Source organism: Pseudomonas sp. BN606, assembly GCF_029873115.1.
Lineage (GTDB): Bacteria > Pseudomonadota > Gammaproteobacteria > Pseudomonadales > Pseudomonadaceae > Metapseudomonas.
In genome coordinates, this window is sequence record NZ_SSOF01000074.1 from 172,620 (window position 1) to 187,809 (window position 15,190).

General features: G+C 64.6%; 10 protein-coding genes. 7 read left to right on the forward strand and 3 right to left on the reverse strand.

The window, feature by feature from the left end:
- Positions 1-113 precede the first annotated feature (113 nt).
- From E8E75_RS16475 to rlmF, 5 genes are all read left to right on the forward strand, one after another.
- Entirely contained in the window at positions 114-2,963 is a 2,850-nt protein-coding gene (locus tag E8E75_RS16475) for a valine--tRNA ligase (protein WP_153922323.1), read from the forward strand.
- Between the two features lie 63 nt (positions 2,964-3,026).
- Positions 3,027-3,323 (forward strand): winged helix-turn-helix domain-containing protein, encoded by a 297-nt coding sequence (locus E8E75_RS16480; RefSeq protein WP_153922320.1) that lies wholly within the window; start codon positions 3,027-3,029, stop codon positions 3,321-3,323.
- A gap of 41 nt (positions 3,324-3,364) precedes the next feature.
- The gene (locus tag E8E75_RS16485) at positions 3,365-5,194 is read left to right on the forward strand and encodes an SLC13 family permease (RefSeq protein ID WP_153922317.1); all 1,830 of its coding nucleotides are present in this window, start codon (positions 3,365-3,367) and stop codon (positions 5,192-5,194) included.
- A 36-nt stretch (positions 5,195-5,230) separates the two neighbouring features.
- Positions 5,231-5,791, forward strand: a complete 561-nt coding sequence (locus tag E8E75_RS16490; RefSeq protein ID WP_153922313.1) for a VTT domain-containing protein — start codon at positions 5,231-5,233, stop codon at positions 5,789-5,791.
- Positions 5,792-5,847: 56 nt separating this feature from the next.
- Positions 5,848-6,843 carry a 23S rRNA (adenine(1618)-N(6))-methyltransferase RlmF gene (rlmF, locus tag E8E75_RS16495; protein ID WP_153922310.1) on the forward strand — a complete coding sequence of 332 codons (996 nt, stop codon included), beginning with the start codon at positions 5,848-5,850 and terminating at the stop codon, positions 6,841-6,843.
- 85 nt (positions 6,844-6,928) lie between these two features.
- Here rlmF and E8E75_RS16500 read toward each other — a convergent pair whose 3' ends face one another.
- Positions 6,929-10,357, reverse strand: a complete 3,429-nt coding sequence (locus E8E75_RS16500; RefSeq protein WP_153922307.1) for an AAA family ATPase — start codon at positions 10,355-10,357, stop codon at positions 6,929-6,931.
- Positions 10,354-11,574: an exonuclease subunit SbcD gene (gene sbcD, locus E8E75_RS16505; RefSeq protein ID WP_153922304.1), complete on the reverse strand. Its 1,221-nt coding sequence runs from the start codon at positions 11,572-11,574 to the stop codon at positions 10,354-10,356. Before sbcD ends, E8E75_RS16500 begins: the two co-directional genes overlap by 4 nt.
- Before the next feature lie 111 nt (positions 11,575-11,685).
- Here sbcD and E8E75_RS16510 point away from each other — a divergent pair, with 111 nt between their 5' ends.
- On the forward strand, positions 11,686-13,020 hold the full coding sequence (locus tag E8E75_RS16510; RefSeq protein ID WP_153922301.1) for a TAXI family TRAP transporter solute-binding subunit: 1,335 nt from the start codon (positions 11,686-11,688) through the stop codon (positions 13,018-13,020).
- A 62-nt stretch (positions 13,021-13,082) separates the two neighbouring features.
- Positions 13,083-14,090, forward strand: a complete 1,008-nt coding sequence (gene yejK, locus E8E75_RS16515; RefSeq protein WP_120652832.1) for a nucleoid-associated protein YejK — start codon at positions 13,083-13,085, stop codon at positions 14,088-14,090.
- Between the two features lie 87 nt (positions 14,091-14,177).
- Here the strand turns inward: yejK and E8E75_RS16520 are convergent, their stop codons facing one another.
- Positions 14,178-15,113 carry a glutathione S-transferase family protein gene (locus tag E8E75_RS16520; protein ID WP_120652833.1) on the reverse strand — a complete coding sequence of 312 codons (936 nt, stop codon included), beginning with the start codon at positions 15,111-15,113 and terminating at the stop codon, positions 14,178-14,180.
- Positions 15,114-15,190 lie beyond the last annotated feature (77 nt).

The following is a 15,190-nucleotide window of genomic DNA, read 5'->3' on the forward strand; positions in this document are numbered from 1 at the left end:
CGCCCGGCAACCGCCGGGTGCCACCGGCAACGCACGCCAATTCTTTCGAGGGTCCGTTGCCGTTATACTCTCCCGTTTTCCCGTTCAGACGCCTCTAGGGTCCCCGCCGAACCATGGACAAGACCTACCAGCCCCACGCCATTGAAACTTCCTGGTACCAGACCTGGGAGAAGAACAACTACTTCGCCCCGCAAGGTTCCGGCGACCCGTACACCATCATGATCCCGCCGCCGAACGTGACCGGCAGCCTGCACATGGGTCATGGCTTCAACAACGCCATCATGGACGCCCTGATCCGCTTCCGCCGCATGCAGGGTCGCAACACCCTGTGGCAGCCGGGCACCGACCATGCCGGCATCGCCACCCAGATGGTGGTGGAGCGCCAGCTGTCCGCCCAAGGCGTCAGCCGTCATGACCTCGGCCGCGAGAAATTCCTCGAGAAGGTCTGGGAATGGAAGGAACAGTCCGGCGGCACCATCACCCGCCAGATTCGCCGCCTCGGCTCCTCCGTTGACTGGACGCGCGAACGCTTCACCATGGACGACGGCCTGTCCGATGCGGTCAAGGAAGCCTTCGTGCGCCTGCATGAAGACGGCCTGATCTACCGCGGCAAGCGCCTGGTCAACTGGGACACCAAGTTCCACACCGCCATCTCCGACCTCGAAGTGGAAAACCATGACGAGAAGGGCAGCCTCTGGAACCTGCGCTACCCGCTGGCCGACGGCCACAAGACCGCCGACGGCAAGGACTACCTGATCGTCGCCACCACCCGCCCGGAAACCATGCTGGGCGACAGCGCCGTTGCCGTTCACCCGGAAGACGAGCGCTACAAGAACCTGATCGGCACCTTCGTCGAACTGCCCTTGGTGGGCCGCCGCATTCCGATCATCGCCGACGAGTACTGCGACCCCGAGTTCGGCACCGGCTGCGTGAAGATCACCCCGGCCCATGACTTCAACGACTATGAAGTCGGCAAGCGCCACAACCTGCCGCTGATCAACATCTTCGACAAGGACGCCGCGGTACTCGCCACCGCCCAGGTGTTCAACCTCGACGGCAGCGTCAATGACCAGTACGACGGCAGCCTGCCCGAGCAATACGCCGGCCTTGACCGTTTCGACGCACGCAAACGCATCGTCGAGGCCTTCGAGCAACTCGGCTTGCTGGAAAAGATCGAAGACCACGCGCTGAAAGTGCCCAAGGGCGACCGCTCCGGCACCGTCATCGAACCCTGGCTGACCGACCAGTGGTACGTCTCCACCAAGCCACTGGCGGAACCTGCCATCGCCGCCGTGGAAGATGGACGCATCCAGTTCGTGCCCAAGCAGTACGAGAACATGTACTTCTCATGGATGCGCGACATCCAGGACTGGTGCATCAGCCGCCAGCTCTGGTGGGGCCATCGCATTCCAGCCTGGTACGACGACGCCGGCAACGTTTACGTCGGCCGCGACGAGGCCGAGGTTCGCGCCAAGCACAACCTGGGCGACATCGCCCTGCGCCAGGACGAAGACGTGCTGGACACCTGGTTCAGCTCGGGCCTGTGGACCTTCTCCACCCTGGGCTGGCCGGAACAGACCGAGTTCCTCAAGACCTTCCACCCCACCAACGTGCTGGTCACCGGCTTCGACATCATCTTCTTCTGGGTCGCCCGCATGATCATGCTGACCATGCACCTGGTGAAGAACGAAGACGGCACCCCGCAGGTTCCGTTCAAGACCGTATACGTCCACGGCCTGGTGCGCGACTCCCAAGGCCACAAGATGTCCAAGTCCAAGGGCAACGTCCTGGACCCGCTGGACATCGTCGACGGCATCGACCTCGACACCCTGCTGGAAAAACGCACCAGCGGCATGATGCAGCCCAAGCTGGCCGAGAAGATCGCCAAGCAGACCAAGGCCGAGTTCCCCGAAGGCATCAACAGCTACGGCACCGACGCCCTGCGCTTTACCTTCCTCTCGCTGGCCTCCACCGGCCGCGACGTGAAGTTCGACATGGGCCGCGTCGAAGGCTACCGCAACTTCTGCAACAAGCTGTGGAACGCCGCCAACTTCGTCATCGAGAACACCGATGGCCAGGACACCGGCGTGAATGACGAGCCGGTCGAGCTGTCCTCGGTCGACCGCTGGATCATCTCCGCCCTGCAACGCACCGAAGCCGAAGTGACCCGACACCTCGATGCCTTCCGCTTCGACCTGGCCGCCCAGACCCTCTACGAGTTCATCTGGGACCAGTACTGCGCCTGGTACCTGGAACTGGTCAAGCCGGTGCTGTGGGACGAGAACGCACCCATCGAGCGCCAGCGCGGCACCCGCCGCACCCTGATCCGCGTGCTGGAAGTGGCCCTGCGCCTGGCGCACCCCTTCATGCCCTTCATCACCGAAGAGATCTGGCAGCGCATCAAGGGCCAGGCCGGCAAGAGCGGCGCCACCCTGATGCTCGAGCCCTGGCCGGTGGCCGTGGAAGAGCGCATTGACGCCGCTGCCGAAGGCGACATCGAGTGGGTCAAGGCCTTCATGCTCGGCGTGCGACAGATCCGTGGCGAGATGAACATCTCCATGGCCAAGCGCATCGACGTCATCCTCGCCAACGCCAGCGATGAAGACCGTCGCCGCCTGGCCGACAACGAACCGCTACTGAAGAAGCTGGCCAAGCTCGAGACCATCCGCGTCCTGGCCACTGGCGAAGAAGCACCGATGTCCGCCACTGCCCTCGTAGGCGACATGCAGGTGCTGGTGCCCATGGCCGGCCTGATCGACAAGGACGCCGAGCTCGCCCGCCTGGACAAGGAAATCCAGCGTCTGGACGGCGAGGTGAAGCGTGTCGGCGGCAAGCTGGGCAACGAAGGTTTCGTTGCCAAGGCTCCGGCAGAGGTGATCGAGAAGGAGCGCGCCAAGTTGGCCGAGGCCGAACAGGCCCTGGCCAACCTGACCGAACAGCGCGGCCGAATCGCCAGCCTGTAACCCCAACGAGGCCCGCTATTGCGGGCCTCGTTCATTGCACCGTCCGCCACGCAGGGCATGCCCATGGAAATCAGCAAAACCAAGTCCAGCTTCTACCGCCGCCTTTACGTCGCCTGGCTGATCGACAGCGGCACCGCCACCAGCATTCCGGCCCTCATGGACGCCACAGGCATGCCGCGCCGCACCGCCCAGGATACCCTGCTGGCCCTGGCGGAACTGGATATTGACTGCCACTTCGAACAGTCCGAAGGCGAGCGCAACAACGCCGGACACTACGTGATCCGCAACTGGGGGCCCATCGACAAGCGCTGGATCGCCGCTAACCTGCAACAGATCAAGGCCGTCCTGGGTTACCCCTGACAGACTGCCGCTCCCCGCCAAGGAACCTCCGGGAGTACCGATTGAACGTCGATCTGCTGATGGTGCTGGGCCTGCTCATGGCCGCCATCACCCTGTTCGTCCTTAACAAGCCACGCATGGACGTGGTTGCCCTGCTGGTCATCGTCGCCCTGCCATTGACCGGCATTCTTGATATCAGCCACACCCTGGCTGGCTTCAGTGACGCCAGCGTCGTGCTGATCGCCGCCCTCTTCGTCATCGGTGACGGCCTGGTCCGCACCGGCATCGCCTACCGCCTGGGTGACTGGCTGGTGGCCCGGGCCGGCAGCAGCGAGACGCGTCTGCTGGTGCTGCTGATGCTGGCCGCTGCGGGCCTGGGCTCCGTCATGAGCTCCACAGGCGTGGTGGCCATTTTCATTCCGGTCGCCCTGGGTGTCGCCGCGCGGCTGAAGATCGCCCCGGCGCGCCTGATGATGCCCCTGGCCTTCGCCGGACTAATCAGCGGCATGCTCACCCTGGTCGCCACCGCGCCCAACCTGGTGGTGCACAGCGAACTGCGCCGCGCCGGCCTCGACGGCTTCGGCTTCTTCAGCCTGACACCGGTTGGCCTTGCAGTACTGGCGATGGGCATCGTCTACATGCTGCTGACCCGCCACTGGCTGACCCCCAGAGGCGTTGACCAGGCCGACGCCGCACCGCGCTTGACCCTCGCCGACCTGGCCACGGCCTATGCGCTTGAGGACCGCGAAAGGCGCCTGAAAGTACGTGCTGATTCACCATTGGTTCGCCAGGCCCTCAACGAGTTGGAGCTGCGCAAGCAGTACGGCATCAACGTGATCGCCGTCGAACGCCAGCGCCGCTTCCGCACCCTGCTGCTGATGGCCACCGGCAATACCCTGCTGGAGCCCGGTGACGTACTACTGGTGGACCTGGCCAGCCCGGCTATCGGCCTGCTGGGTGCCTACGAGGAACTCGGCCTGGAACCTCTGCCGCTGCCCTCTTCCTACTACAGCCTGCACGCCCATTCGCTGGGGCTGGCCGAGGTGGCCCTGCCGCCCGAGTCGAAACTGCCGGGCAAGACCATCCAGGAACTGGGTTTCCGCTCGCGCCACCAGCTCAACGTGGTGGGTCTGCGCCGCCATGGCGAGGCGCTGGAAGGCGTGCTGGTGGACGAGAAGCTGAAGGCCTCCGACACCCTGCTGGTGGCAGGTGAGTGGAAGGCCATTCACCACTTGCAGGGGCAAAGCCGCGACTTCCTGGTACTGAGCCTGCCTGCCGAGGTGGACGAAGTGGCTCCAACAGCGCGAAAGGCCCCCTACGCCCTGCTCAGTCTTGCAGTGATGATCTTCCTGATGGTCAGCGGCCTGGTGCCCAATGTGATGGCCGCACTGATCGGCTGCCTGCTGATGGGGGCATTCCGCTGCATCGACCTGGACAGCGCCTACCGCGCCATCCACTGGCCGACCCTGATCCTCATCGTCGGCATGTTGCCCTTCGCCCAGGCCCTGCAGCAAACCGGCGGCATCGACCTGGCAGTGAAAGGGCTGGTTGCGCTGCTGGGCAATGCCGGCCCCTACGCCATGCTCGCCTGCCTGTTCATCGTCACCGCGCTGATCGGCCTGTTCATTTCCAACACAGCCACCGCCGTGCTCATGGCGCCGGTCGCCATTGCCACCGCCCAGCAGTTGGGGATGTCGCCCTACCCCTTCGCGATGATCGTCGCCCTGGCGGCATCGGCAGCCTTCATGACGCCGATTTCCTCACCGGTGAACACCCTCGTGCTGGGGCCTGGGCAATACCGCTTCGGCGACTTCGTGAAGGTAGGAGTGCCCTTCACGATCCTGGTGATGATCGTCAGCGTCTTCCTGGTACCGCTGGTGTTCCCGCTCTGAGCTTCAATGATGGGAACTCCCCCAAGGGCTGGGACAATGCACAAATACCGTCGCCTGCTGCTGGTAGCCCTTTTCCTCGGGTTATTGCTGGCAGCGTTCCAGTTCAGCGGAATGCGCGAGCACCTGAGCCTGCAATACCTGCACGACACGCTGCTGGCCCACAAAGTCTGGGGCCTGGTGCTCTTTGCGTTGCTGTTCGCACTGGGTAACCTGATCCAGATTCCCGGCTGGATTTTCCTCGCCGCCGCCGTGCTGGCCCTGGGGCGCCTGTGGGGCGGGCTGGCCACTTACCTGGCGGCGACCTTCTCTTGCTGTTTCACCTTTCTGCTCATCCGTTGGCTGGGCGGCAGCGCCCTGCGCGAGATGGACAACCGGCTGGCGAAGCGCATTTTCGCTCACCTCGACGAACGCCCGGTGGCTGTTATCACGCTGCTGCGAATGCTGTTCCAGACGGTTCCGGCGCTCAACTACGCGCTCAGCCTCAGCGGCGTGCGCTTCCGCCACTACCTCATTGGCACGCTCCTCGGCCTGCCACTGCCGATTGCCCTCTATTGCCTGTTCTTCGATTACCTGGGCCGCGCCCTTCACCTTTCCTGACGTGAGGTGCCCTCTTATGGGAAAATTCCTCGTTTTCCCCCGCCGATACCGCCGCCATGCCGCAACCGCCAAAGCGTCCCCGCCCCGCCACTGCCAAATCGACTGCAGCGCCTGCCAAGGGTCAGTTGCATCCGCGCAACCGCCACCAGGGCCGCTATGACTTTCCCCAGCTGATCCAGGGCAGCCCGGAATTGGCGCGCTTCGTGATCACCAACCCCTACGGCAAGGAGAGCATCGACTTCGCCAATCCGGAGGCGGTCAAGGTGTTCAACCGGGCCCTGCTGCGGCAGTTCTATGGCATCCAGCACTGGGACATCCCCGCTGGCTACCTCTGCCCCCCCATACCAGGCCGTGCCGATTACCTGCACGGCCTGGCCGACCTGCTGGCCGGGGACAACGGCGGGCGGATTCCCCATGGCAAGGACATCCAGGCACTGGATATCGGCGTTGGCGCCAACTGTATCTACCCGCTGATTGGCCATAGCGAGTACGGCTGGCACTTCACCGGCGCCGACATCGACCCGACAGCCCTCGGCTCGGCGCGCGCAATCGTCCAGTCCAACCAGTTGGGCGGCGCCATCGACCTGCGCCAGCAGGCAGGGCCGCGCAATATCTTCAAGGGCCTGATCGCGCCGGGCGAACGCTTCGACCTGACCCTGTGCAACCCGCCCTTCCACAGCTCGCTGGAAGAAGCCACCCGCGGCAGCCAGCGCAAGTGGAAGAACCTCGGCAAGCTCGATCCCAAGCGCAAGCTGCCGGTGCTGAACTTCGGCGGCCAGGGTGCGGAACTCTGGTGCGATGGCGGTGAAGTCGGTTTCCTGGAACGGATGGTGGATGAGAGCGTGCAATTCAAGGCACAGGTGCTCTGGTTCAGCAGCCTGGTTTCCAAGGCTGGCAACCTGCCCGGTATCGAGGCCCGCCTGCGTCGCAGCGATTCCGCAGAGATCCGCGTGCTGGAGATGGCCCAGGGTCAGAAGCAGAGCCGTTTCGTCGCCTGGACCTTCTTCGATGCCGCCGGGCGTGAAGCCTGGCGCAAGGAACGCTGGGCCTGATCGCTCGCCCGTGCCCGTAACCGGCGTTGCCTTGCAGGAGCGAATTCATTCGCGAATAAATTCGCTCCTGCGCTGACCGACTGGCCTACGCGCTAACTGCGAAGCGCGCATCCAGCCGGCTGTAGCCCATGCCCACGCCCTTGTGCACCTTGAGCTGCACCGGAATACGCTCCTTCAACGCCTCGACGTGGCTGATCACGCCGATCATCTTGCCGCTGGCGTTCAGCGCATCCAGGGCGTCGAGGGCTACTTCCAGGGTTTCACCGTCGAGGGTGCCGAAGCCTTCGTCGAGGAATAGCGAATCGATGCTGGTCTTGTGACTGACCAGATCGGACAGCGCCAACGCCAGCGCCAGGCTGACCAGGAAGCTCTCGCCTCCGGACAGAGTCTTGCAGTCGCGGACGACATCGGCCTGCCAGGTGTCCACCACCTCCAGTTCCAGCTCCGCGCCCTGACGACGGGCCAGCTGATACCGGCCGTGCAGACGCTGCAATTGCAGATTGGCCAGGTGCACCAGGTGGTCCAGTGTCAGGCCTTGGGCAAACTTGCGGTACTTGGCGCCATCGGCCGACCCCACCAGGCTGTTGAAGCGTTGCCAGAGGTCGTACTCGGTTTCCTGCCGGGCGATGTCGGCGAACAAGGCCTGCTGATTCTGCCGGCGCTGCTCGTCGCCGGAGAGCTGGGCACGGATTTCTCCCTGACGCTGGCTGAGTTCGCGCGTGCGCTCGCCCAGTGCCTGCCATTCACTCTCCAGCCGCTCGCGGTCCAGCTCACTCTGCGGCTCTGCCTGCAGGCGTTCAGCCTGGGCCCGGGCGTCGGCCCACAGGGCCTCGGCATCACCCAGCTCGCGATTCAGTCGCTGCTGCAGTTCAAGCAGGGCATTACGCTCCGCCTCATCCAGCAAGGCGGCAAGAAAAGCTGCTTCATCGGCAAAGGGACTCGCCGCCAGCCCCTGCCGCCAGGCATCGAGCTGCACGTGCAGCTGGTGCCGGACTTCCTGGACCCGTTGGTCCTGGCTGCGCTCGCTGCCTTTGAGCTGGTTGAGTCGCTGCTGGGCAACGTCCAGCTCGGTCTGCACCAGCGCCAGCGCGGCCTGGGGATCATCCACTGGCGCCAGCGGCGTCTGACCGTTATGTCCGGCGGCCTGCCAGCGGCCTTGCCAAAGGCGGGCCTGTTCCCGAGCGGCGTCCAGGGCATGCTGCTGGTCACGCAGCCGGACTTCCAGTTGCTGGCTGGCTGCCTGGTCCTGCTGCCACTGCTGCCATTCGGCTTCACGCTCGGCGAGCCAGGCGTCGCCTGCCGCGGGCAAGCTGTAGCCCAGTGTCGCCAGGCCTGTGGACAACTGCACGCGCGCCGCGCCCTGTTCGTGGTCCAGTTGCTCCAGCCGCTGGACGTTGGCCCGTTCCTGCTGGCGCAGACTGGCCTGGTCTTTCTCCAGCAAGGCGAGCTGGCTCGTGCAATCGTGCAGCGCCTTGTCGCGCTGCTGGCGCAGGTCGCGGGCAGAGATCAGCGCAGCCTTGAACTGGTCCAGTTGTGCCAGTCGATCCTGCAGCGCATGCAGCCGCGCGGCATGGCCTTGCAACTCGGTCTGCAGGGCAGCCAGGTCCGGCAATTGCAGCTCCAGCGCCTGGCACAGCTCGCGCCATTGCTCCACGTACTGGCGCTGTTCAACCTCGGCACCTTGCAAGGCTTCGCCCAGCTGAGTCACCTGCGCTTCCACGGAAGCCAGGCGGTTGCTCAGGGTTTCGCCCTGTTGGCGTACCACGTCCTGGGCTGCCCTGCAGTCCTGCAACGCCTGCTGGGTGGCGGAAAGGTTGAGCGCCTGGTACTCGGCGATGGCCGGGTGCTCGAGAGAGCCGCACAGCGGGCAGGCTTCCCCCGGCTGCAAGGCGGCACGGTATGCCTCGAGTTGCTGGATGCGCTGTTCCTGCTCGAGAAGCTTTTCCTTGTCGGCGATCTGTTGCTTGAATTCGGCGAAGCGACGGCGCAGGCCGTCGCGCTGTTCGACCAGGTTTTTCTGCTCGTCCTGCAACGGTTGCAGCTGCTCACGAGCGCGTGATTGGCGCTCGGCCAATTGCCGGCGTTGCTGCGACAGTTGTTCAAGACGCTCCAGTTGGCGCCCTCGCTCCAACAGTTGCTGCCACTGCGTGCGAAGCGCGGCGTCATCCAGCCCCCCCAGAAGCCCATCGAGCCGGACCTGGGCTTCTTCCTCCGCCTGAAGCGCCTGGCCCTGTTCGGCCCTGGCACTTTCCAAAGTGCTGCTGGACAGGCCGAAGCGCACGCCCAGCTCATCGGTCTGGCGCTTCAAATCCGCCTGGGCACGCTGTAATCCGCTCAACTCTTCCTGGCGCCGGGCCAGGGCGCCGAATTCGGCCCGCCAGCCCCCCAGGTGCTCGCCCAGCCGGGACCGCTGGGGTTGTTCGGCCAACCTTCTTTGCAGGGTCTCTCGCTCGGCCTGGAGGCCTTCAAGGGCATTCTGGCGCGCCTGCACCCACTGCTCGCCGAACTGGGCACCCCGCCACAACTGGTCGAGGATGCGTTCGGCCAGTGTCTGCAGGTCGTGCCGGGTGACCCGTAACTCGCTTTCACCCTGGTTCAATTGCTGCTGCGTCCGCTGCCAGTCGCGATGCAAGGGCAACAGCTGGCTGGCCGGCTCGCTGGCAGCCAGGCGCGACAATTGCGGCTGCGCCTGCTCTAGAGCGGCTCGGGCAGACTGCCCCTGTTGCCCGGCAGCCTGTTGGCGGGCCAGAGCCTTGTCCAGCTCATCGCGCCATTGTCGCTGGCGTTGCAGGTCAGCCTGGCGACTCTGCAGCAGGCGCTCTTCGTCGGCGAGAATGCCGGCTTCCTGTTGCAAGGCTGCGCGCGTGTCATCGCTCAGCAACTCCACGCCTTCGGCGCGGGCGCGCAGCTGATCCAGCCCGGCCTTCACTTCGCGGGTGCGTTCGAACACCCGCTGGGATACGCGCCCATAGATCTCGGTGCCGGTCAGTTCTTCCAGCAACTCCGCGCGCTGGTTGGCGTTGGCCTCCAGAAACGCGGCGAAGCCGCCCTGGGCCAACAGCATGGACTTGGTGAAACGCTCGAAATCGAGGCCAGTGAGGCTCTCGGTCAGCTTGAGCTTGTCGTTGATCTTGTCGGTGAGGATTTCCCCATCCAGCACCCGCGCCAGCTCCACCTTGGGCGGCTGCAGGCCGCCATCGGCCTTGTCGCGTGCGCGGCGCTGACTCCAGAAGGCGCGATAGGCCACGCCCTTCACCTCGAACTCCACCTCCGCCAGGCAATCGGCGGTGTGGCGGGTCATCAGCTCGTTGATGCTGGCCGACACCGTGCCCATGCGCGGTGTGCGGTGGTAAAGCGCGAGACAGATGGCGTCCAACAGGGTCGTCTTGCCAGCGCCGGTGGGGCCGGTGATGGCGAACAGGCCGTTGCCGGCGAAGGGTTCGCCAGTGAAATCGACCTTCCACTCGCCTTTGAGCGAGTTGAGGTTCTTCAGGCGCAAGCTGAGGATCTTCATGCCTGGCCCTCCTGCAACTCGGCCAGCACGTCGCGGTGCAGCCCTTGAAGCTGCTGCCGCAGCGTCTGGTCCAGCTCCTCGCTTTCCAGACGCTTGTCGAACACCTCTTCCGGATTCAGCTCATCAAGGGTTTCCCGTGCCTCGCGCTGCAGGCCGGCCTGGGTTGCACCGCGCTCGCGGCGGATGCGCAACACCTCCACCGGCAGACCGTCGCAGAGTGCCGCCAGACGTGCCTGGAGGTCGCTGAGGTAGTCGTCCGTACTGATCTGCACTTCCACCCAGACCGGCTGCTGCGAGCTGCCATCCCGCGCCACCTCGGCGAACAGGGCCGGCAACTCCGACAGACTGCCACGCAGCGAGTAGAGGGCCTGGAAGCGCGGCACTGCCAGGGCTTCCACCTTGTGCAGTCCAATGCTGTCCAGCTCCACCAGCAACACTTCCTTCTGCTGTCGAGCCTCATCGAAAGACAACGGAATGGGGGAGCCGCAATAGCGGATGTGTTCCAGCCCCCCTACCTTCTGCGGCCTGTGGATATGTCCGAGGGCGATGTAGTCCGCCGCCGGGAAAGCGCTGGTGGGGAAGGCTTCCAGCGCACCGACGTAGATTTCCCGCACCGACTCGCTTGCGCTGGCGCCCACGGTGGTCAGGTGGCCGGTGGCGACGATGGGCAGGCCACCGCCCAGTTCGGCGCGGCGCTGCTCGGCCAGGGCAAAGAGTTTCTGATAGTGGTCCTGGATCGCCTGCTGCAAGGACAGCTGCTTGTCCGCTGCACTCTGTCCGGCCTGGCTCAGCAGCACATCGCGCGGGCGGATGAAGGGGATGGCGCAGAGAATCGCGCCCGGTTCACCGGTGCGGCGCTTGAGCACCAGCAGCTGCTCGTCCGGTTCGACGCCAACCGCCGGCACCACACGCGTATCCAGCTGCGCGAGCAACGTGCGGCTTTCGCCAAGCATCGCCACCGAATCGTGGTTGCCGCCAAGCACCACCAAGCTGGCACCGGTGTCCCGCAGTTCGACGATGAACTGGTTGTACTGCTCGCGGGCGTAGCTGGGCGGCGCGCCAGTATCGAACACATCGCCAGCGACCAGCACAGCGTCGACCTCGCGCTCACGTACCTGCTCGATCAACCAGCGGCAGAAAGCCTGGTGCTCGGCCTGTCGGGTCTTGCCCATGAAGTGCTGGCCCAAGTGCCAGTCAGAGGTATGGAGAATGCGCATCAGGAATCACGGTAACGGAACGGAAATGCCGGCAACCCTGTCATTTCCTTCGCGGCCTGGCAACCACGGAGCCGCTATCCTTCCCAGCATTCGCTGCAGACAAGGACAGACATGCAACGCATATTTCGCGACATCAAGATCATGCTCCTGGCCAACCTCTGGCTGATCCCGGTGATGGCGGCGCTTATTGGTGCACTCTTCTACTTCGTCGCGCCACCGCCGCCCATGCACGCACGGTTGGCCACCGGCGGCCCCTCGGGCGGCTACAACGCCTTTGGTGAAAAGCTCAAGGAGGAACTGGCCAAGCAGGGCTTCGAGCTGGAGCTGGTGCGCAGTACCGGCTCGCTGGACAACCTGGCCAAGCTGCAAAGCGGCGAAGTGGATATCGCCCTGGTCCAGAGTGGCCAGGAACTCACCCTGAATGCGAAACAGCGCGAGCATCTGCACGGCCTCGGCGTGATGTACCAGGAGCCGCTCTGGCTGTTCAAGCGCAAGGAACTGGACATCGACAGCATGGCCGACCTGCTGCAGCTACGACTCGCGATCGGCGCACCGAACAGCGGCACCCGCTCGGTCAGCGACGCGATCCTCGCCGCCAACCAGATCAGCCCCGAACGCTATCCGCCACAGTGGCAGCCCATCAGCGGCAGCCCGGCAGCCAATGCCCTGCTCGGCGGCGAGCTGGACGCCGGCTTCTTCCTCGGCCCGGCGGAAAGCGCAGTGGTGCAGCGCCTGGCGGCCAGTCCGGAGCTGGACCTGGTCAGCCTGCGCCGCAGCGCTGCCTATCGCGCCCGCCTGCCCTACCTGACCAAGTTGGAGGTGGGCGAAGGCTTGCTCAATCTCTCCAGCAACAGCCCTTCGCGGGACATCCGAACCCTGGCTCCGGTGGCCACCCTGGTAGCGAACGACGAGTTCCACCCCTCGCTCACGCCGCTGATCCTCGAAGCAGCCCGCGAAGTCATGAAGAACGGCACCCTGCTCGATCCGCCCGGCACCTATCCGGCTGCCAAACCGCAGACGCTCTCAAGCCTGAGCGAAGCCGACTACTACTACGAGAAGGGGTTGCCGATCCTGCAGCGCTACCTGCCCTTCCGCATCGCCTCGCTGGCCGACCGCTACATCATCCTGCTGATCCCGCTGCTGGTGATCATGATCCCGCTGACCAAGGCGGTAGGCCCGATCTACCGCTGGCGCATCCGCGCGCGTATTTACCGCTGGTACAAGTACCTGCGCGAAATCGACCGCAAACTGGACTCCAACACGCCACCGGGTCAGCTCGCTGCACAGATCGACGAGCTGGAAACACTGGAACGGCGCCTGGCCAAGGTGGAAGTGCCGCTGTCCTATTCCAACGAGCTGTATGACCTGCACGTGCACCTGCGCTATGTGATTGAACGGCTGCAGGCGCTGCAGAGACGACAGGCAGCCGAAGAGCAGGTCGGGTAAACTGGCGCACTTTTCCTGCCGGCGCGTCCTCGCGCCGGATGTGTCCCTGAGAGCGAAGATCCATGCCTATCCGCCACTGCATCGTTCACTTCATCGACAAGAAGCCCGACGGCAGCGCCGCCGTGCTGCATGCCCGGGATAGCGAACTGGGCGCGTCCCAGGCCATGGAGAACCTCCTGGCCGACCTCAACGAAAGCTACAACGCCAAGCAGGGCAAGGCCTGGGGCTTCTTCCACGAGGAATCCGGCGCCTACCCCTTCAGTGGCTGGCTGAAGGAGTACCAGGACGGCGCCCGCGACTTCACTGCCTTCAGCCGCCAGGCGGTCGAGCACCTGCAGAAGCTGATGGAGGAATCCAACCTCTCCACCGGCGGCCACGTGCTCCTCGCCCACTACCAGCAAGGCATGACCGACTACCTGGCCATCGCCCTGCTGCACCACAGCGAAGGCGTTGCCGTGACCGATTCACTGGAAGTGGCGCCGGCCAAGCACCTGGACCTGGGCCAGTTGCACCTGGCGGCGCGCATCAACATCTCCGAGTGGCAGAACAACCAGCAGTCGAAGCAATACATCTCCTTCATCAAGGGCAAGAACGGCAAGAAGGTCTCGGATTACTTCCGCGACTTCATCGGCTGCCAGGAAGGGGTCGACCCGCCGAGCGAAACGCGCACTCTGCTCAAGGCCTTCAGCGACTTCGTGGAAAGCGAAGACCTGGCCGAGGAACAGGCCCGTGAGAAGACCAAGACCCTGGTCGACTACGCCACCACCCAGGCGAAGATGGGCGAGCCGATCACCCTCGACGAACTGTCCGGCCTGATCGACGAAGACCGCCCACGTGCCTTCTACGAGCACATCCGCAACAAGGACTACGGGCTGTCTCCGGAGATTCCGCCGGACAAGCGCACTCTCAGCCAGTTCCAGCGCTTCACCGGTCGAGCCGAAGGCCTGTCGATCAGCTTCGAAGCCCACCTGCTGGGTTCGAAGATCGAATATGACGAAGGCCGCGACATGCTGATCATTCGTCAGCTGCCGACCCAGTTGAAGGATCAGCTGAAACGGCGCAAGGACTGATAACGACGAAGCCCGGCAAAAGCCGGGCTTCGTTTTTCCTGTAGGGGCGAACTCATTCGCCCCTACAGGAAAGCGGTTCGCCCCGACTCACCGAGCCTCGATGCGGAACCCCAGGCGCGGGACGTGTACATGCACCACGCCGGCACGCTCATCCTGGCGACGCAGGATGATCTCCTCGCGGCCGGCGAACACCAGCTCGCCTTCCACCGGATCAACGCCGTAGTCGGTAGCTGCCACCAGTACCTTCTGGCCCGGCGCGAAGCCATTGGGGTCGACGAAGTCCTCGACAGGCAAGGCGGCCGGCGCGGCGTTGCGGGCGATATCCACAGCCTCGCCAGACGACAACTCACTCGGCGAGCCATGACCGAAGCCCAGCACCCGGCCCAGCCAGGCGGCCACTTCCGGATAGTCGTCCACCAGCGGCGCAGTCACCGGGGTGCCCTTGAGGAACCACAGGCAATGCGCCAGGGAGAAATCGGCGATGGAGGGCTCGCCGAACAGGAAATCGCCTTCACTGCGCGCCAGTTGCTGCTCGGCACGTCCCATGATGGCCGGCCAATTGTGCTTGGCCTGCTCCAGCGGCAGGCGGGTGAGGCTGCCGCCACTGAACAGCCCGGCACGGTCGGCCAAGAGCGCCTTCAACATTTCCGGGGGCAGTTTGCCGAAGCGAACCGCCACCGACTCCGGCTGGAACACCAGGGCTACGGCATGCTGGAACACCACCGTATCCACCCACTGGGCGAAGCTGGCGACGTTGAGTTCCTGACCTTCCGGGAAGAACGCCGGGGTGGCTTTCTCTGCCTCCAGGCGGCGAGCGATGAGAGCAGTGTCGCAGTAGATGTCGGCCCCCACTTGCAGCACCGGGGTCTTGCGATAACCGCCGGTCAGGGCGATGAGATCGGGCTTGGGCATCACCGGCGGGATCTTCACCGAACGCCAGGACAACTGCTTGAAGCCCAGCATCAGACGGGCCTTCTCGGCGAAGGGCGAAGTCGGGTAGTGGTGCAGGATCAGCTCGTGCATGACGGTCTCCGCGTCAGGTCTTGTGAATAACGCAGCTTACCCGGGGCAAGCGGGGTGGCCCATGCCCTGCGCCTGAT

What these genes read in the sequence shown, in the direction of transcription:
- E8E75_RS16520 (WP_120652833.1), bottom strand. Translation starts at nt 15,113, where the DNA reads ATGCACGAGCTGATCCTGCACCACTACCCGACTTCGCCCTTCGCCGAG.
- E8E75_RS16475 (WP_153922323.1), top strand. Translation starts at nt 114, where the DNA reads ATGGACAAGACCTACCAGCCCCACGCCATTGAAACTTCCTGGTACCAG.
- yejK (WP_120652832.1), top strand. Translation starts at nt 13,083, where the DNA reads ATGCCTATCCGCCACTGCATCGTTCACTTCATCGACAAGAAGCCCGAC.
- E8E75_RS16510 (WP_153922301.1), top strand. Translation starts at nt 11,686, where the DNA reads ATGCAACGCATATTTCGCGACATCAAGATCATGCTCCTGGCCAACCTC.
- E8E75_RS16490 (WP_153922313.1), top strand. Translation starts at nt 5,231, where the DNA reads ATGCACAAATACCGTCGCCTGCTGCTGGTAGCCCTTTTCCTCGGGTTA.
- E8E75_RS16480 (WP_153922320.1), top strand. Translation starts at nt 3,027, where the DNA reads ATGGAAATCAGCAAAACCAAGTCCAGCTTCTACCGCCGCCTTTACGTC.
- rlmF (WP_153922310.1), top strand. Translation starts at nt 5,848, where the DNA reads ATGCCGCAACCGCCAAAGCGTCCCCGCCCCGCCACTGCCAAATCGACT.
- sbcD (WP_153922304.1), bottom strand. Translation starts at nt 11,574, where the DNA reads ATGCGCATTCTCCATACCTCTGACTGGCACTTGGGCCAGCACTTCATG.
- E8E75_RS16500 (WP_153922307.1), bottom strand. Translation starts at nt 10,357, where the DNA reads ATGAAGATCCTCAGCTTGCGCCTGAAGAACCTCAACTCGCTCAAAGGC.